Annotated in this window: 19 protein-coding genes; 18 read left to right on the top strand and 1 reads right to left on the bottom strand. The window is 62.4% G+C overall.

Going from position 1 to position 16,627, the window contains the following annotated elements; all coding sequences use genetic code 11:
• Window positions 1–283 precede the first annotated feature (283 nt).
• The 10 genes from rplS (at window position 284) to ACWGTO_RS14740 (ending at window position 9,572) form a co-directional block, all read left to right on the top strand.
• The gene (gene rplS / locus ACWGTO_RS14785) at window positions 284–835 is read left to right on the top strand and encodes a 50S ribosomal protein L19 (RefSeq protein WP_142867183.1); all 552 of its coding nucleotides are present in this window, start codon (window positions 284–286) and stop codon (window positions 833–835) included.
• 76 nt (window positions 836–911) lie between these two features.
• Complete coding sequence (locus tag ACWGTO_RS14780; protein WP_454575562.1) at window positions 912–1,340, top strand: organic hydroperoxide resistance protein; 429 nt, start codon at window positions 912–914, stop codon at window positions 1,338–1,340.
• Complete coding sequence (locus ACWGTO_RS14775) at window positions 1,337–1,834, top strand: MarR family winged helix-turn-helix transcriptional regulator (RefSeq protein ID WP_454575561.1); 498 nt, start codon at window positions 1,337–1,339, stop codon at window positions 1,832–1,834. Before ACWGTO_RS14780 ends, ACWGTO_RS14775 begins: the two co-directional genes overlap by 4 nt.
• Before the next feature lie 238 nt (window positions 1,835–2,072).
• Window positions 2,073–2,873 (top strand): transporter substrate-binding domain-containing protein, encoded by an 801-nt coding sequence (locus tag ACWGTO_RS14770; protein ID WP_454575560.1) that lies wholly within the window; start codon window positions 2,073–2,075, stop codon window positions 2,871–2,873.
• A 297-nt stretch (window positions 2,874–3,170) separates the two neighbouring features.
• Window positions 3,171–3,980, top strand: a complete 810-nt coding sequence (locus ACWGTO_RS14765) for an amino acid ABC transporter permease (RefSeq protein WP_454575559.1) — start codon at window positions 3,171–3,173, stop codon at window positions 3,978–3,980.
• 55 nt (window positions 3,981–4,035) lie between these two features.
• Window positions 4,036–4,671, top strand: a complete 636-nt coding sequence (locus ACWGTO_RS14760; protein WP_454575558.1) for a class I SAM-dependent DNA methyltransferase — start codon at window positions 4,036–4,038, stop codon at window positions 4,669–4,671.
• A 142-nt stretch (window positions 4,672–4,813) separates the two neighbouring features.
• Window positions 4,814–5,185, top strand: a complete 372-nt coding sequence (locus tag ACWGTO_RS14755) for a VOC family protein (protein ID WP_454575557.1) — start codon at window positions 4,814–4,816, stop codon at window positions 5,183–5,185.
• A gap of 272 nt (window positions 5,186–5,457) precedes the next feature.
• Window positions 5,458–6,867: a 3-isopropylmalate dehydratase large subunit gene (gene leuC, locus ACWGTO_RS14750; protein ID WP_454575556.1), complete on the top strand. Its 1,410-nt coding sequence runs from the start codon at window positions 5,458–5,460 to the stop codon at window positions 6,865–6,867.
• A 162-nt stretch (window positions 6,868–7,029) separates the two neighbouring features.
• Complete coding sequence (locus ACWGTO_RS14745) at window positions 7,030–8,226, top strand: GGDEF domain-containing protein (protein ID WP_454575555.1); 1,197 nt, start codon at window positions 7,030–7,032, stop codon at window positions 8,224–8,226.
• Window positions 8,227–8,348: 122 nt separating this feature from the next.
• Complete coding sequence (locus ACWGTO_RS14740; RefSeq protein ID WP_454575554.1) at window positions 8,349–9,572, top strand: diguanylate cyclase; 1,224 nt, start codon at window positions 8,349–8,351, stop codon at window positions 9,570–9,572.
• Here ACWGTO_RS14740 and ACWGTO_RS14735 read toward each other — a convergent pair.
• Complete coding sequence (locus ACWGTO_RS14735) at window positions 9,556–9,927, bottom strand: hypothetical protein (RefSeq protein WP_454575553.1); 372 nt, start codon at window positions 9,925–9,927, stop codon at window positions 9,556–9,558. The two genes, ACWGTO_RS14740 and ACWGTO_RS14735, sit on opposite strands and share 17 nt — an antisense overlap.
• Window positions 9,928–10,182: 255 nt before the next feature.
• On the opposite strand from ACWGTO_RS14735, the gene ACWGTO_RS14730 reads away from it, so the two are divergent.
• From ACWGTO_RS14730 to ACWGTO_RS14695, 8 genes are all read left to right on the top strand, one after another.
• Entirely contained in the window at window positions 10,183–10,587 is a 405-nt protein-coding gene (locus ACWGTO_RS14730; RefSeq protein WP_454575552.1) for a hypothetical protein, read from the top strand.
• 379 nt (window positions 10,588–10,966) lie between these two features.
• The gene (gene sdhC, locus ACWGTO_RS14725) at window positions 10,967–11,386 is read left to right on the top strand and encodes a succinate dehydrogenase, cytochrome b556 subunit (protein WP_454575551.1); all 420 of its coding nucleotides are present in this window, start codon (window positions 10,967–10,969) and stop codon (window positions 11,384–11,386) included.
• Window positions 11,386–11,784 carry a succinate dehydrogenase, hydrophobic membrane anchor protein gene (gene sdhD, locus ACWGTO_RS14720; RefSeq protein WP_454575550.1) on the top strand — a complete coding sequence of 133 codons (399 nt, stop codon included), beginning with the start codon at window positions 11,386–11,388 and terminating at the stop codon, window positions 11,782–11,784. Before sdhC ends, sdhD begins: the two co-directional genes overlap by 1 nt.
• Before the next feature lies 1 nt (window position 11,785).
• Window positions 11,786–13,618, top strand: coding sequence for a succinate dehydrogenase flavoprotein subunit (gene sdhA / locus ACWGTO_RS14715; RefSeq protein WP_454575549.1), 1,833 nt, complete (start codon window positions 11,786–11,788; stop codon window positions 13,616–13,618).
• A gap of 52 nt (window positions 13,619–13,670) precedes the next feature.
• Window positions 13,671–14,459 (top strand): hypothetical protein, encoded by a 789-nt coding sequence (locus tag ACWGTO_RS14710; protein ID WP_454575548.1) that lies wholly within the window; start codon window positions 13,671–13,673, stop codon window positions 14,457–14,459.
• A 63-nt stretch (window positions 14,460–14,522) separates the two neighbouring features.
• Window positions 14,523–14,957 (top strand): DUF3052 family protein, encoded by a 435-nt coding sequence (locus ACWGTO_RS14705; protein WP_454575547.1) that lies wholly within the window; start codon window positions 14,523–14,525, stop codon window positions 14,955–14,957.
• Window positions 14,957–15,736 carry a succinate dehydrogenase iron-sulfur subunit gene (locus ACWGTO_RS14700; RefSeq protein ID WP_454575546.1) on the top strand — a complete coding sequence of 260 codons (780 nt, stop codon included), beginning with the start codon at window positions 14,957–14,959 and terminating at the stop codon, window positions 15,734–15,736. The genes ACWGTO_RS14705 and ACWGTO_RS14700 overlap by 1 nt, the downstream gene beginning before the upstream one ends.
• A 236-nt stretch (window positions 15,737–15,972) precedes the next feature.
• A complete protein-coding gene (locus ACWGTO_RS14695) occupies window positions 15,973–16,602 on the top strand; it encodes a YceH family protein (protein ID WP_454575545.1) in 630 nt (209 codons plus the stop codon).
• The last annotated feature ends 25 nt before the right edge of the window (window positions 16,603–16,627 follow it).

Raw genomic sequence — 16,627 nt, 5'->3', positions numbered from 1 at the left:
GCTTGAAGGGTCGGCGCAACCCCGTACTGGACGATTGCGTGGTGGCATGCGGCCAAAAAAGACAGGGCCAAGGCGTGACAAGTGAGCGAAATAGCTGTATGTGCCCGCCCGAACCGGAAGAAAAATCTGCCGGGCCCGTCAACAATGACGGTGTAGTCGCCCCTGCCCAATGTTTCGAAGACAGATGTCTCGGAGACAAAGGGCATAGCCGAGCGGTCAATGGAACTGCAAGGCGAGTGTCGGACGCTCTGACTGTCGGAAGAACAAGAAGTGGATTACTGACATGGATATCATCCGTCAGCTCGAGGCCGAACAGGCTGCCAAGATCGAAGCCAAGCGCAAGCTTCCCGAGTTCCAGCCCGGCGACACCGTGCGCGTCCAGGTCCGCGTGACTGAGGGCACCCGCACCCGCGTCCAGGCCTATGAAGGCGTCGTCATCGCCCGCTCGGGCGCCGGCTTCCAGGAAAACTTCACCGTCCGCAAGATCTCCTATGGCGAAGGCGTCGAGCGCGTGTTCCCGGTCTTCTCGCCGATGGTCGAAGGCGTCGAGATCGTCCGCCGCGGCAAGGTGCGCCGCGCCAAGCTCTATTATTTGCGCGACCGTCGCGGCAAGTCGGCCCGTATTTCGGAAAACACCGGCGTGCGCGCCCGCAAGCTGAACGATGAGGAGCGCGACGCGCTGAACGCCGAGAAGGCCCGCATTGAGGCCGAGAAGGTGGCCGCCGCCCAGGCGCTGGCAGCCGAGACGGCCGCCAAGGAAGCCGCCGAGAAGAAGGCCGCCGACGAGGCTGAAGCGGCAGCCAAGGCCGCCGCGGAAGCGACCCCGGCCGAGTAAGATCTCGACCAAGGATTTGAAAGGCGGCTTCGGCCGCCTTTTTTCGTTTCGTGCACAAGCAAATTGGAGATACGACATGGCACTCTACACGACTCAGGCTCACGTCACCGGTGGTCGCGCCGGCCACGGCGAGACCAGCGACGGCCTGCTCAAGGTCGACCTCGCTTTGCCCAGGGAACTGGGTGGATCGGGTGGCGCCACCAATCCCGAGCAGCTGTTCGCGGTCGGCTATGCCGCCTGCTTCGAAAGCGCCATCCGCTTCGTTGCGCGCAAGCAGAAGCTGCCGCTGACCGATGCGTCGGTGACCTCCACCGTCAGCCTGCTTCCCCATGGCGAAGGCTTCAAACTCGGTGTCGCGCTCGCCGCGGAGACGAAAGGCCTTGATCAGGCAGAGGCGGAAGCGCTTGTATCGGCGGCGCATCAGATTTGCCCGTATTCCAATGCGATCAAGGGCAATGTCGAGGTGGCGCTTTCGACTGTGGCGCTTCCGGCAAAGGCAGCATGACGACGAAGACCGAAACCAGAGCTAGCGACGTCCCGGCGGACACCGCCGGGACGATCGCTGTTCCGCGCCTCGACCAGCAGCTCTGCTTTGCGCTCTATTCGGCGAGCGGGCTGATGACCAAGCTCTACCGGCCGCTGCTCGACCCGCCCGGCCTGACCTATCCGCAATATCTGGCGATGCTGGCGCTGTGGCAGCATGCGCCGAGCACGGTCGGCGAGCTCGGCGAGGCGCTGGGGCTCGATTCGGCGACGCTGACGCCGCTGCTCAAGCGGCTCGAGGTGGGTGGCCTGGTCACCCGCCGGCGCGATCCGGCCGACGAGCGTCGCGTGCTGGTCGAACCCACGGCACAAGGCCAAGCGCTGCGCGCCCGCATCAAGGATGTGTCCGCAGGCCTTGCCTGCGCCATGCCGCTCGAGGTCGACGAGCTGAAGTCGCTGCACCGGACCTTGACCGGGTTTGTCACCAAGTTGCGTGACGCGACGTCAACATCCTGACCCGTCATTTGACGGTTTCCCTCGTGTCCGGAAGCGGCCTGGTTTGCCGTCGCGGGATCACGGAATAAATGCCGACCACAAGGCGTTCTAAACCGCGGCGGCTCGGGGCATTGAAATCCCGCTTTCAACCTGCCTTAAGCACCGGACCGGCTTGCAAGCCGTCTGCGGACGGCTAAAGTCGCGCCGGGATCTTCATGTTAGCCCGGCTGCATACGGGCTTCTCACCCTGGAGTGTGTCATGACCAAATCGAAACTGCTGCTGGCTGCGATTGCGGCCTGTCTTCTCGCACCCGTCGCCGCCTGGGCGGCCGACGCGCTGCCCGACCTCGGCGGCAGACAAGTGGTGGTGGTGACGGAAAACGCCTATCCGCCGCTGCAGTTCATCGACGCCAAGACGGGCAAGCAGATCGGCTGGGAATATGACGCGATGGACGAGATCGCCAAGCGGCTGAACTTCAAGGTCGAGTACCAGAACACCTCCTGGGACGCGATGATCCAGGCGGTTTCCGACAACCAGTACAACATCGGCATGACCGGCATCACCATTAAGGACGACCGCAAGGAGAAGGTCGATTTCTCCGATCCCTATATGCGTTCGGAGCAGTTCATGCTGGTGCGCGGCGATGAAAGCCGCTTTACCGACGCCAAGACCTTCGGCGCCTTCAAGGACGGGCTGATCGGCGCGCAGGCCGGCACCACGCCGTTCTACACCGCCGTCTACAGCGTGCTCGACGGCAATGAGCAGAACCCGCGCATCAAGCTGTTCGAAACCTTCGGCGCTACGGTGCAGGCGCTGAAATCCGGCGACGTCGATGTCGTGCTGACCGACGGCACGGCCGGCAAAGGCTATGTCGATGCTTCCGAGGGCAAGCTCAAGCTGATCGGCGGCCCGCTCGGCACCGAGGATTTCGGCTTCATCTTCCCGAAGGGGTCCGATCTGGTGAAGCCGGTCAACGCAGCCATCGCCGCGCTCAAGGCCGACGGCACGCTCGATGCGCTGAACAAGAAGTGGTTTCTTGATTACAAGATGGGGCAGTAGGCCCGTCTTGGCGCAACGGCTTTCGCTAATCGCAAACGTGGATGAACCGGCGTGGTTGGCGAAGCTGACAACCTCCCCCCTTGCGGGGGAGATGCCCGGCAGGGCAGAGGGGGGTGTGAAGGAACGCCTCCCTTTTGTTTTGAGCTTTTCAGAAGAGAATTCGGGCAAGAGTCGTGGATTTGACCCGCTGACAGGCCGGACGGACAGCACCCCCCTCTGTCCTGCCGGACATCTCCCCCGCAAGGGGGGAGATTGGCAGTTCATGCGACGGGGGCTGTTCACCGGCGTTGCCTGTTAATGGCCGCGCCCGCCTCTCCCAAATCCGACTTCCCCTGGTGGCTTGCTGCCGCGATCGTGCTTGCCGTCTTGGCCGCACTGTTCATCACCACCAGCGATCTCTACGCCCAGGTGTTCGGCACCGTCGCCAAGGGCATCGGCGTCACCGTTTTTGTCACCGTGGTCGCCTTCGCTCTCGCCTCAGCCATCGGGCTCGGCATTGCCTTGATGGGATTGTCGGGATCCCGTTTGCTCAGGCAAATCGCCCGCTTCTATGTCGAGATCATTCGCGGCGTGCCGATCCTGGTGCTGTTGTTCTGGATCGCCTTTGCCGGTGCGCCGGCCTTCGTCGCTGCATGGAACGCGCTGACCGCGCCGCTGCAGAGCGCCGGCTATCTCGGCGAACTGCTGGTGCGCGACGTCTCGCTGCTGTGGCGGGCCATCATGGCGCTGACCATCGGTTACTCCGCTTTCATCTCGGAGGTCTTTCGCGCCGGCATCCAGTCGGTCGAGAAAGGCCAGATCGAAGCGGCCAAGGCACTTGGGCTTTCGCGCACGCAGCGTTTCCGGCTGATCGTGTTTCCGCAGGCCATCCGCACCATTTTGCCGCCGCTCGGCAACGACTTCGTCGCCATGGTCAAGGATTCCTCGCTGGTCTCGGTGCTCGGCGTCGCCGACATCACGCAGATGGGCAAGATCTACGCCGCCGGCTCGTTCCGCTTCTTCGAGACCTATTCGATCGTCGCCTATATCTATCTCATCCTGACCGTCGGCCTGTCGCTGGCGCTCAGGGCGCTGGAGCAGCGGCTGCGTCGGCAGCACGGGGAATAGAAGTCCGGCGCGGACACGGCTACGATCGAGAAAAGATCGTTCCGGAGGACAAGCGATGATCGTCGACAAGGCCAATGCGGCGCTGGACTCGGTCTATTCGGCCGACACACCGGAAGGGCTGGCCAGGGCTTATGCCGACTGGGCAGCGACCTATGACAGCGAGACCGCCTCGCTCGGTTATCTGCTGCCGTTCCTGATCACCGCCTGGGTGGCGCGCCATGTGCCGGTGGGCGAAGGACCGCTGCTCGATGCCGGCTGCGGCACCGGCCTGTCGGGGCCGTCGCTGAAGGCGCTGGGTTACGGCGAGATCGCCGGACTCGACCTCTCCGACGACATGCTCAAGATCGCCGGCAGCCGCAATGCCTACAGCGATTTGAAAAAGGCGATGCTCGGCGGCCCGCTGCCCTGGCCGGACGGACACTTTCGCGGTTTCTTCTCGACCGGCGTGTTCACCATCAGCCATGCGCCGGCGTCCGGCCTGCACGAGCTTGTCCGCATCACCCGAAAGGGCGGCCACGCCATCTTCACCGTGCGAGATCAGGTTTTTGAGAGCGGCGGGTTTCAGGCCGTGTTCGACGAACTGGAGCAGGCGGGCAAATGGCGCCCGGTCGAGCAGAGCCCGTGGTTCCGCTGCTACGCCATCGCCGAGCCGGACGCGCTGGTGAAGACCTTCGTGTTCGAAATCCTGTAGCGCAGTGATGGCTAATCTTCTGCATCAAGCGCCAGTGGTCGGAACTATGTGCAAGTCGGTGCGTTCCGGAAGCGTGGGCTGCGCCCGGCGAAAGCGGCTATGGCGCGGCCCCAGTAATTCCTCACGAGAGGAGACGGTTTGAATGGCGTCCGTCCGTTATATCGTTGCCGACGTAGACAAGGCTGTGGAATTTTACCGGGATAATCTCGAATTCAAGGTCGAAATGCACAATCCTGGCAAGTTCGCAGCGCTGCTTCGCGACGACCTTACCCTGTATCTCAGCGCTCCAGGTGCGGGAAGCGGTGGTCAGGCCGGAGGTAATCCGAAGCCAGGCGGGTGGAACAGGTTCATGGTCGTAACCAAGGCGTTGGATGACCTGATGAACCGGCTGCGCGCGGCCGGCGTGACATTCCGAGGGAACATCAGCGATGGCGGTGCGGGCCGGGCTATCCTGCTTGAAGATCCATCGGGCAACGTCATTGAGCTGTTCGAATTCAAGACGGACAGACGGTAATCTCCCCATTTCGTGAGCGAGGAACCAGGTTCCGCGAAGGCACGCAATTGCCGAAAACCCAAAACATTGGTATGAGCCACGCCATGGAAGAGCTTTTTGGCGATCCGGCCTACAAGGGGTTCGTGCTGCAGGACAGGAAACGCCTGCCGTCGCGCTTCTCCGCGCGCGTTTCCGGCGCGCCCACCAGCCGACTTAGCTAGGCCGCTTTCGCCGGGCCGAAGGCCTCCGGCGCGTCTGCCCTTCCCCTATTTCAAATCGACGGATTTACGCACATGAGCGCACCGCGCACCCTCTACGACAAGATATTCGACGACCATGTCGTCGATCGCCAGGACGACGGCACCTGCCTGCTCTACATCGACCGCCACCTCGTCCATGAAGTGACCAGCCCGCAGGCCTTCGAAGGGCTGCGCATGAGCGGCCGAAAAGTCCGGCATCCCGAAAAGACACTGGCCGTTGTCGATCACAATGTCTCGACCTCCCCCGAGCGCAAGTTCGGCATCAAGAACGAGGAAAGCCGCATCCAGGTCGAGGCGCTGGCCAAGAATGCCAAGGATTTCGGTGTCGAGTATTATTCAGAAAACGATATCCGCCAGGGCATCGTCCACATCATCGGGCCGGAGCAGGGCTTTACGTTGCCGGGCATGACCATCGTCTGCGGTGACAGCCACACCTCGACGCATGGCGCTTTCGGCGCGCTGGCGCACGGCATCGGCACGTCGGAAGTCGAGCATGTGCTGGCAACGCAGACGCTGATCCAGCGCAAGGCCAAGAACATGCTGGTGCGCGTCGACGGCCAGTTGCCGGAAGGCGTCACCGCCAAGGACATCATCCTCGCCATCATCGGCGAGATCGGCACCGCCGGCGGCACCGGCTATGTCATCGAATATGCCGGCGAGGCGATCCGCGCACTGTCGATGGAAGGCCGCATGACGATCTGCAACATGTCGATCGAGGGCGGCGCCCGCGCCGGTCTGATCGCGGCCGACGAAACAACCTTCGCCTATGTCAAGGACAAGCCGCGCGCGCCGAAAGGCGCTGCCTGGGATGCGGCGCTCGAATACTGGAAGACGCTGCAGTCCGACGAAGGGGCGCATTTCGACAAGGTGATCGTGCTCGACGCGGCCAAGCTGCCGCCGATCGTCTCCTGGGGCTCGTCGCCCGAGGACGTGGTTTCGGTGCAGGGCGTCGTTCCCAATCCGGAAGAGATCACCGACGAGAACAAGCGCACCTCAAAGATCCGCGCGCTCGACTATATGGGTCTGACGCCGGGAACAAAGATCACCGACATCACGCTCGACCGGGTCTTCATCGGCTCATGCACCAATGGCCGCATCGAGGATCTGCGCGCCGTCGCCAAGGTGGTCGAAGGCAAGACGGTCAGTGCGCATGTCGATGCCATGATCGTGCCGGGTTCGGGCCTGGTCAAGGAACAGGCGGAAGCCGAAGGTCTCGACAAGATCTTCATCGCCGCTGGTTTTGACTGGCGCGAGCCGGGCTGTTCGATGTGCCTGGCCATGAACGACGATCGGCTGAAGCCGCATGAACGCTGCGCCTCGACCTCGAACCGCAATTTCGAGGGCCGGCAGGGCTTCAAGGGCCGCACCCATCTGGTCTCGCCGGCAATGGCGGCCGCGGCGGCGATCGCCGGGCATTTCGTCGACATCCGCGACTGGAGATAGCTTCCGGCGCGCAGGTCATCATCCATATCAGGCCCCGGATCGCATCGCGGTTGCGGGGTCTTTTTTCATCCGCTCTGCCCGCATATTCGCTCTGGCTTAACCGCTTGTTGGGGCTTGCCTTCTAAGGTCTTCCCCGACGTCAAGCGGGGAAGTCACCGTCCTTTGGACACCGGTCTGTTCATTGCGCTGCTCAATCCGACGATCGCGCTGGCGCTCGGCGCGGCGTTCCTCGTGCTGTGGTTCTATCAGCGTCACCGGCCCTATCTGGCGGTGCTCGGCGCGAGCTATTGCGCGTCCGCGCCCGGCTTCCTGCTGCAGTATTTTACCCTGCCCGTCGGCATGGTGCTGACCAAGCTTGTCTCCAACCTCTGCTTCACTTTCGCCGCCTGCTGCCTCGTCGGCGCAATCATCTCGCGCTATGGCAGGCGCGTGCCCTATGTCGCGATCGGCATCTTGGCCGGCGGCGGGCTGGCCGCGTTCTGCTGGTATCTGTTCGTGCAGCCGGACCTCACCTGGCGCATCCTGGCCATCAATTTCGGTTTTGGCGGCCTCAGCCTGCTGGTCGCCGCCGAGCTGCGCGCCGTGCGCAACAACGGCCCGACCGAAAAAATCCTGTTCGTGCTGTCGTTGCTGTCGGGGCTGAACTTCATCGGCCGGACGCTGCTCGTCGTCATCTCGCACGGGCCTTTCACCAGTTATGACGGGTTCTACGGCTCGTCCTACTGGACGACGGCGCTGCTGACGCATGCGCTGCTGTCGCTGCTGATCGCGCTCTGCCTGTTCTCGGCCGCCGCACTTGATGTGATGAAGGCGCTGAAGACCGAGACGCATACGGACCCGCTGTCCGGGTTGTTCAATCGCAGGGGTTTTGAGGAGCGCGCCTTGCTGGTGCTGCAACACTGCGCCGCCGCCAAGGTGCCGGTCGCACTGGTGCTGGCCGATCTCGATCACTTCAAGGCGCTCAACGACCGGTATGGACATGCCGCGGGCGACCAGGTGATCGCTGACTTCGCCGCCAAGCTTCGTGCCGCCGCCGGCGCGCGCGCCGTTGCCGGGCGCATCGGCGGCGAGGAATTCGCCGTGCTTTTGTCATTGAGCGATCTTGCCACGGCGCGGCTGTTTGCCGAGGCCGTGCGCACGCACTATTCGGCCGGCAGCGTCGACGGATTGCCGCCCGGCACCAGGGTTACCGCGAGCTTCGGCGTCGCGGCGCGCACCGGCGACGAAGGGTTGGAGCCGCTGATGCGGCGCGCCGACGAGGCGCTCTACAAGGCCAAGAAGAACGGCCGCGACAGCGTGCGGCTGTCCTACGAGCGAGCCGAAAAGGTGTTCATTCCCGATACTGGCAGTCTCGGCTGATCGCCTGCGCGTCCAGATGGGACGCACGTCGCTTCCATGCAGCCTGGCGTTAACGTCTTTTTCGCCCGTCGATGGTTTGCTGTTGGCCAAAGCGCGAAAGAGGTCGGGCGCGAAAAGGGGCCATGAGCAGCGCAGACTTCATTCTGGTCATCAACATGTGCGTTGCCGGCCTGCTGGCCGCGGCGTTCATGACGATCGCCGTTCACGGCGTCGGACGTGCGGCGGCACGCTGGCTGGCGTTCGGCTATGCCCTGGGCATAGTCTATTGTGTCATTGAGATCAGCATCCCGGCCTTCGCCGATGCGCGGCCACCAGTTGTCGCCGCCTTTGCTGTTTTCCTCGGCGCCACCATTGCTTTCAATGGCGGGCTCGCCCGCAAATACGGTGTAACGCCGCCCTGGGCGGCAATGCTGGTCTTCCTGGTCATCGCCACTGTCGCCGTCTATTTCGTGCAGGACCTGCCGCGGCAATCGCTTGCCCGCATGATGGCCTACCAGCTTCCCTATGCCGCCATGCAATTCGTTGGTTTGGCCATCGTCTGGTCGTCCAGGCAAAGACGCGGCTGGCTAGACATCACTCTGATGGCCGTTCTGGCTGCCAGTGCGGTGCAGTTCGCTTCAAAGCCATTTATTGCCGGCGCTCTGGGCGGCTGGGGCGCCAATCCGCAGTCCTATCTGCAGAGCAGCTACGCCCTGGTCTCGCAGTCGCTCGGAACCGTGTTCGCGCTGGCGCTGGCACTTTTGACATTGGCCGTGCTGGTTCGCGACGTACTGGCCGAGGCGACGTCCAGGTCGGAAACCGACATGCTCTCACAGCTGCTCAACCGCGGCGGCTTCGAGCGCCATGCCAAGCTGGCGCTGCGCGACGCGGTGCGCCAGGGTGTTCCGGTGGCGCTGGTCATTGCCGACCTCGATCATTTCAAGGGCATCAACGACAGTTTTGGCCATGCCTCCGGCGACCGCGTCATCGAAACCTTTGCGGGGTTCCTGCGCGATGCGGCGGCCGACCATCATGTCGCCGGCCGCATCGGCGGCGAGGAGTTTGCCATCATCTTGCCGGGCACCAATCTTGCCGCTGCAAGGCTGTTCGCGGAGGGCACGCGCAGCGCCTTCGGCGCCTTGCCGATCGAGGGCCTGCCGGCGGACCACCGCTGCAGCGCCAGCTTCGGCGTCGCCGAACTTCATGCGGGGGAATATTTCTCCGACCTTTTGCGGCGCGCCGACGATGCTCTCTACCTGGCCAAGGGCTCAGGCCGCAACTGCGTCCGAGTCTCGACCGGGCTAACCGTTGTGCGGCAGCCGGCCACAAAGGCCGGCCAAACCGATTGGTCTAGCGGCAAGGGCTGAGGTTGGGCATCTCGCCGTCGGCGAGACCGTACATATAGGAGCGGCCCTTCACGAACACCGGGGGCTGATAGCAGCCACGTCTGGAGACGTGGTCTGCCTCATTTTCATAAAGGACTTCGGGTTCTGCTTCCGGCTGGCCGGCGCTGGTGTAGTCGGACAATTTCCTGGCCAGTTTGCCTTCGCCGACGATGATGCGCTTGTAGCCGGCGGCGCTGTCGATGACGAGATTGCCGAAGGAATCGGCGTAGACGCGGTCATGATGGCGCGACCAGGCCATTGCCGGAGCGGCGAAGCCGAGACTGGCCGCCGCCAGCACAAGCGCCGCAAGGCGTGCTCTTCCTGAATTCGAAAGCATGGTGTCCTCTCTGCTTTGGACCCGTTCGGAATCGGAAATTAACCTTTTATTAACCTTTGTTAAGAGGGCAGATGCATCCAGCGGCGATCTCTTGTCAAACATGGTTAATATCCGACGGGATGGAAAACCCTGATGTCATCTTTCGGCCATGCTTGGCCGCACCATCGGCCAGCGACGCACGCAATTGCGCTGACGCCGGGTGAGCTTGATCTTGGCGGAACATCGCGGCTAGTTTGCCGCGCAGGAGGACATCATATGGCGTTACGCCGGACGTTTCGGGTGACGCTTTTGTCGATCCCCTTGCTGACTGCCGCAGCCTGTGTGCCGCAGAACAACGCGCCGAAGGCCGCAAGCGCTGGAACTCCCGCCGTCTTGATGGCGCCCGGCGCGCCTGTGACCGCTGCCCCCATCGCTGTCGAAACGGCCGCGCCGCAACCGCGCACCGCGACCTACAATTGCGCCGGCGGCGGCAGGATCACCATCGAGAATCTCGGCACGTCGCTGCACGTGCTCAGCCCCGACGGTACCGCTGAAGACCTGCCGGCCTCGCCTGCCAACCAGAACAGCCGGTATGGCGCGGCTCATGACGCAATCGTGATCGACGGACGCGAGGCGCTGGTGATGAAAGGCGGGAAGACGCCGGTGACCTGCAAGCGCTAGTTGGGTGTATTGATATTCAGGGCCTTCGCCGGCCGAAGCCCTCATAAGTGACTCAGCTCTTTGAAGGCTACGGCCGGCGTAGGCCGGTTCCCGGACGCCATACTTCTCGACTCGGCCTGACCTGAATCTCAACCCACCCAAGGCGCCTCAGCCGGATGATTTTTTCGCACTGCAGCGAACGGTGCGCCGGCTTTCGGCCGTGGCCTAATCGATTGAAGCAATCGACAGCCGTTTTGTCAGACTAAATGACGTTTCCAAAACGATTTTCTGGCTTTGACGCGGTGCAAAAAGAGCATTAGAAACCGGCTGTCTGAAGTCATATATCGAGGCGGTAAATGCCGCTTTCCTCCGCGGCTCCGGACATCGAACTGGGGCAGCCATGAGCAAATCACCAGCCACCCGAACCGCCAGACGTGAACGGCCGCTCTCGCCGCACCTGACGATCTACCGCCCGCCAATCACCATGACGATGTCGATCATTCATCGCATCACCGGCGGCGCGCTGTATTTCGGCACGCTGCTGGTCGCCGCGTGGCTGATGGCGGCGGCGAGTTCGCAAGGCGCCTTCGATTGGGTCAACTGGGCCTTCGGCACCTGGCTCGGCCGGCTTATCCTGTTCGGCTACACCTGGGCATTGATGCACCACATGCTGGGCGGCGTGCGCCACCTCGTCTGGGACACCGGCGCCGGGCTGGACAAACACACCGCATCGAAGATCGCCTGGGTGACGCTCGCCGGCTCGGTTGCGCTCACGCTGCTGATCTGGGTCGCCGGCTATATGGCGCGGGGAGCCTTGTGATGAGCGGCACGAACAGCAACGACATGCGCACGCCGATGGCCAGGGTTCGCGGTCTCGGCTCCTCCCACGAAGGGACACAGCATTTCTGGCGCCAGCGGCTAACGGCGCTCGCCAACATTCCGCTGACGCTGTTCTTCGTCGGCTTCCTGATCGCGCTCAACGGCCACGGCTACGCTGAGGTACGCGCCGCACTCGCCAATCCATTCGTGGCGCTGGTGATGATCCTTTTCCTCATTTCCGGGCTCTACCACATGCGGCTCGGCATGCAGGTGATCATCGAGGACTATGTGATCAGCGAAGGCCTGAAACTGCTGACGATCGCGCTCAGCACATTTTTCACCATAGCGGTCGGCGTCACCTCGATCTTCGCCCTGCTCAAGCTGGCATTTGGAGGCTGAGTTGGCCAAGGACGCGAAATCAGCCAATGCGGCTTACACTTTCGTCGACCACAAATTCGATGTTGTGGTCGTCGGCGCCGGCGGCGCCGGTCTGCGCGCCACGCTCGGCATGGCCGAACAGGGCCTGCGCACCGCCTGCATCACCAAAGTGTTCCCGACCCGCTCGCACACGGTGGCCGCGCAAGGCGGCATTGCCGCGTCGCTGTCCAACATGGGTCCCGATTCCTGGCAGTGGCACATGTACGACACCGTCAAGGGGTCGGACTGGCTGGGCGATGTCGACGCCATGGAATATCTGGTGCGCGAAGCACCGGCCGCGGTCTACGAACTCGAGCACTACGGCGTGCCGTTCTCGCGCACCGAAGAGGGCAAGATTTATCAGCGGCCATTCGGCGGCCACATGATGAATTACGGCGACGGCCCGCCGGTGCAGCGCACCTGTGCCGCCGCCGACCGCACCGGCCATGCCATCCTGCACACGCTTTACGGCCAGTCGCTAAAGAACAATGCGCAGTTCTTCATCGAGTATTTTGCACTCGACCTGATCACGGAGCCGGACGGCACCTGCACCGGCGTCGTCGCCTGGAACCTCGACGACGGCACCATCCACCGTTTCTCGGCCAAGATGGTGGTGCTGGCGACCGGCGGCTACGGCCGCGCCTATTTCTCGGCGACGTCGGCGCATACCTGCACCGGAGACGGCGGCGGCATGGCCGCGCGCGCCGGCTTCCCGCTGCAGGACATGGAGTTCGTGCAGTTCCATCCGACCGGCATCTACGGCGCCGGCTGCCTGATCACCGAGGGCGCGCGCGGCGAGGGCGGCTATCTCGTCAATTCCGAAGGCGAGCGCTTCATGGAGCGCTACGCGCCATCAGCCAAGGACCTTGCCTCGCGCGACGTCGTCTCGCGTTGCATGACGCTGGAAATCCGCGAAGGGCGTGGCGTCGGCAAGAAGAAGGACCACATCTTCCTGCATCTCGATCATCTCGATCCGGCGGTGCTGCATGAACGGCTGCCGGGCATTTCGGAATCGGCCAAGATCTTCGCCGGCGTCGACCTGACCAAGGAGCCGATCCCGGTGCTGCCGACGGTGCACTACAATATGGGTGGCGTGCCGACCAATTACTGGGGCGAGGTGCTGAACCCGACCTTGGGAAACCCCGACCAGGTGTCGCCCGGGCTGATGGCGGTGGGCGAAGCCGGCTGCGCCTCCGTGCACGGCGCCAACCGGCTGGGCTCGAACTCGCTGATCGATCTGGTGGTGTTCGGCCGCGCCGCGGCGATCCGCGCCGGCCAGGTCATCGACCGCAATTCGGCTATCCCTTCGCCCAACGAAGCCTCGGTCGAAAAGATCATGGACCGCTTCGACCGGCTGCGCCACGCCAATGGTTCGACGCCGACGGCGGTGCTGCGCGAGAAGATGCAGAAGGCGATGCAGGAAGACGCCGCCGTGTTTCGCACCCAGGAATCGCTGGAGAATGGCTGCAAGCGCATTTCGGAAATCTGGACCGAACTGAAGGACATAAAGGTCTTCGACCGCTCGATGATCTGGAACTCCGACCTGGTCGAGACGCTGGAGCTGGAAAATTTGATGGCCAACGCCATCACCACGGTCTACGGCGCCGAAGCGCGCAAGGAGAGCCGCGGCGCGCACGCGCGGGAGGACTTCTCGGCCCGCGACGACGAGGTCTGGCGCAAGCATACGCTGGCGCGGCTCAGCGAAGACGGCAAGGTGACGCTGAGCTACCGTCCGGTGCACACCGAGCCGCTGCTGGCCGAGAAGGACGGCGGCATCAGTCTCGCCAAGATCGCGCCGAAGGCGCGGGTGTATTGAGGATACTTTGGTCGACAAAGTCTGCAAACTTACGGGGAAAAGAGGGCGCTTCGTGAAGTCGCACCTTCTGCCGCGCGCATTTGTTGACAAGAATCTCGACAAAGTCGCAAGGATTGAACTGGGGGAAAGAGGTAAGCGTCCTTCTTTGCGGTACACTGGCTGGTATGATGAAGCGCTGGTGACAGCAGATGGTGAAAAAATATTAGCAAAGTATGACAACGATGCTGCTGCCATTCTTTTGAAGTTAGGAATCTGCTGGAGAGCATTCCCCATAAATGACAAAGTTGAACAGTTTGCACTGGGGGATGGCCTAGGTACGAAGTTACTCCGGGTTAAGGGCCAAAACTCAGAATCACTGCGTCTTTTCTTCCTCAGCCTGCTTTGGCGAGCAGTCTTCACTGAGCATAAGGGATTTGGCGAAATCCGGCTTGATGTCTTGTCCCGCAATAAGCTCACGAAGATTGTTCGAGGCGACATAAAGGGCGACATCGCGGATTTTCCAGTGGCTTTGCTCCTTCTTACGACTAAAGGGCAGCCACAGAACCAAACCCCGCTTAGATCAACAATTCAGATGAGATCGATGTTTAACGGCGCATTTCCTGATGTGCCTATTTTTCGGTTTTTCTTGGACGGCCTAGTGGCCCACGTCGGCCGCAAGAAGTTGGACCGACAGCTTTTGGACAATTGGGGACCTAGGGTTTTGGGGGCTTCCGACGATTTGATGCTGATAGGCCGACCGTATGAAGGATCATTCCAGGAAATGAATCTTGGGTTTCTTGAGGAAGAATTGGATCGAGATTGGCCCGTTGAGGCCAAGAAGATATATGGAGCTTTGAACTAAAGTGGTTGAACTCACGCTTTTCACCGGCTCAAAGATCACGCTGAAGACCAAGGTGTATTGACCATGGCGCTGGCGGCCTCAGGATATTCTGGCACGCCGCTTCCGGCCAAGCTCGGCCTGAAGGACGGCATGATCGCCGCCTTCATCGCGCTGCCGCCGGAACTCGATGCGCTGACCGAGGCCGTGTCATTTGCCGGCGTCGATCGGCTCGCGGAATGGGCAGCGATCTCGGGCAAGCAAAAATATGACGCCGTGCATGCCTTCACCCGGCAGCGAGCCGAGATCGAGGATCGCCTCGGCGATGTCGAAGCGGCGATCAAGCGCAACGGCATGGTCTGGGTATCGTGGCCGAAGAAGGCATCGAAAGTGCCGACCGACGTCACCGAAGGTGTCGTCCGCGCCGAGGCACTGAAGCGCGACCTGGTCGACGTCAAGGTCGCTGCCGTCAACGAAATCTGGTCCGGGCTGAAGCTCGTCATCCGAAAGGACCGCAGGTAATGGTTGAACTGACGCTTCCCAAGAACTCCAAGGTCCAGCAAGGCAAGACCTGGCCGAAGCCGGAGGGCGCCGCCAACCTGCGCGAATATCGCATCTACCGCTGGTCGCCGGACGACGACGAGAACCCGCGTATCGACACCTATTTCGTCGACATGGACGATTGCGGGCCGATGGTGCTCGACGCGCTGTTGTGGATCAAGAACAAGATCGACCCGACGCTGACCTTGCGCCGCTCCTGCCGCGAAGGCATTTGCGGCTCCTGCGCCATGAACATTGACGGCTCCAACACGCTGGCCTGCACCAAGGGCTGTGACGACATTTCCGGCGCCGTCAAAGTCTATCCGCTGCCGCATATGCAGGTGGTCAAGGATCTGGTCCCTGACCTCACCAATTTCTACGCCCAGCACGCCTCGATCCAGCCCTGGCTGAAGACCGTGTCGCCGCAGCCGGCCAAGGAATGGCTGCAGAGCCACGAGGACCGCGAGAAGCTCGACGGGCTCTACGAGTGCATCTTGTGCGCCTGCTGCTCGACCTCGTGCCCCAGCTATTGGTGGAACGGCGACCGTTATCTCGGCCCGGCGACGCTGCTGCAGGCCTATCGCTGGCTGATCGACAGCCGTGACGAGGCCAAGGGCGAGCGGCTCGACAATCTCGAAGACCCGTTCCGGCTCTATCGCTGCCACACCATTATGAACTGCGCGCAGACTTGTCCGAAGGGACTGAATCCGGCCAAGGCGATTGCGGAAATCAAGAAGATGATGGTGGAGAGAAGGGTTTAACAAAGGCCGCTGCCGATGAAATCATCATCGATAGTGATCCTTCACACCCCCTCTGTCCTACCGGACATCTCCCCCGCAAGGGGGGAGATTGGCTGTTTTTCCCGCTTTCGCTAATCTTCAACCTTGCAAGAATGGACGAACGGCGCTGAAGCTGCCGATCTCCTCTCTTGCGGGGGAGATTGCCGGCAGGCCAGAGGGGGGTGCTGTCCCTCGAGCTTCAAAGGATAGCCAACCCAATGAGCGAAGACCTTCCAACCCTCTCTCCCGTCGAAGCCCGCGTGCTCGGCTGCCTGATCGAGAAGAAGGAGCTGACGCCGGACGTCTATCCGCTGACGCTCAACGCAGCACTTGCCGCTGCCAATCAGAAGACGGCGCGCGAGCCTGTCATGGCGCTGGAGCAGACGGAGGTGCATCGGGCTCTGAAACTGCTTGAGCAGAAGGGGCTGGTGCGGCAGATGTTCGGCTCGCGCGTCGAGCGCTATGAGCACCAGATGGCGCAGCGCTTCTCGCTGACCACGCCGCAGACGGCCGTGCTCGGTTTACTCCTGTTGCGCGGACCGCAGACGGCGCATGAGCTCCTGGCGCGCGCCGAGCGCATGGCGCGGTTTTCTTCGATCGAGGATCTGCGTGCTGAGCTCGACATGCTGATCGGCCGCCGGCCTCCACTGATCCAGGAAATTGCGCGAGGACCAGGTCAGCGCGAGGACCGCTACGTGCATCTCTTGAGCGGGCCTGTGGATGTTGCTGCGTTGTCGGCGCAGCGGAGTGCGCCGGCGATGCATGCTTCGGATCTGGAAGAGCGCGTGAGGGCGCTGGAAGAAGAGGTTGCCGCGCTGCGCGCAAAGATCGAGGCGCTGGGCGGTTAGCTCACCAGAGACGTTGGCTGGACAG

The organism is Mesorhizobium sp. PL10 (genome assembly GCF_053714315.1).
This window is presented reverse-complemented; position numbering and strand designations above follow the sequence as displayed.

What these genes read in the sequence shown, in the direction of transcription:
- rplS (WP_142867183.1), top strand. Translation starts at nt 284, where the DNA reads ATGGATATCATCCGTCAGCTCGAGGCCGAACAGGCTGCCAAGATCGAA.
- ACWGTO_RS14780 (WP_454575562.1), top strand. Translation starts at nt 912, where the DNA reads ATGGCACTCTACACGACTCAGGCTCACGTCACCGGTGGTCGCGCCGGC.
- ACWGTO_RS14775 (WP_454575561.1), top strand. Translation starts at nt 1,337, where the DNA reads ATGACGACGAAGACCGAAACCAGAGCTAGCGACGTCCCGGCGGACACC.
- ACWGTO_RS14770 (WP_454575560.1), top strand. Translation starts at nt 2,073, where the DNA reads ATGACCAAATCGAAACTGCTGCTGGCTGCGATTGCGGCCTGTCTTCTC.
- ACWGTO_RS14765 (WP_454575559.1), top strand. Translation starts at nt 3,171, where the DNA reads ATGGCCGCGCCCGCCTCTCCCAAATCCGACTTCCCCTGGTGGCTTGCT.
- ACWGTO_RS14760 (WP_454575558.1), top strand. Translation starts at nt 4,036, where the DNA reads ATGATCGTCGACAAGGCCAATGCGGCGCTGGACTCGGTCTATTCGGCC.
- ACWGTO_RS14755 (WP_454575557.1), top strand. Translation starts at nt 4,814, where the DNA reads ATGGCGTCCGTCCGTTATATCGTTGCCGACGTAGACAAGGCTGTGGAA.
- leuC (WP_454575556.1), top strand. Translation starts at nt 5,458, where the DNA reads ATGAGCGCACCGCGCACCCTCTACGACAAGATATTCGACGACCATGTC.
- ACWGTO_RS14740 (WP_454575554.1), top strand. Translation starts at nt 8,349, where the DNA reads ATGAGCAGCGCAGACTTCATTCTGGTCATCAACATGTGCGTTGCCGGC.
- ACWGTO_RS14735 (WP_454575553.1), bottom strand. Translation starts at nt 9,927, where the DNA reads ATGCTTTCGAATTCAGGAAGAGCACGCCTTGCGGCGCTTGTGCTGGCG.
- ACWGTO_RS14730 (WP_454575552.1), top strand. Translation starts at nt 10,183, where the DNA reads ATGGCGTTACGCCGGACGTTTCGGGTGACGCTTTTGTCGATCCCCTTG.
- sdhC (WP_454575551.1), top strand. Translation starts at nt 10,967, where the DNA reads ATGAGCAAATCACCAGCCACCCGAACCGCCAGACGTGAACGGCCGCTC.
- sdhD (WP_454575550.1), top strand. Translation starts at nt 11,386, where the DNA reads ATGAGCGGCACGAACAGCAACGACATGCGCACGCCGATGGCCAGGGTT.
- ACWGTO_RS14705 (WP_454575547.1), top strand. Translation starts at nt 14,523, where the DNA reads ATGGCGCTGGCGGCCTCAGGATATTCTGGCACGCCGCTTCCGGCCAAG.
- ACWGTO_RS14700 (WP_454575546.1), top strand. Translation starts at nt 14,957, where the DNA reads ATGGTTGAACTGACGCTTCCCAAGAACTCCAAGGTCCAGCAAGGCAAG.
- ACWGTO_RS14695 (WP_454575545.1), top strand. Translation starts at nt 15,973, where the DNA reads ATGAGCGAAGACCTTCCAACCCTCTCTCCCGTCGAAGCCCGCGTGCTC.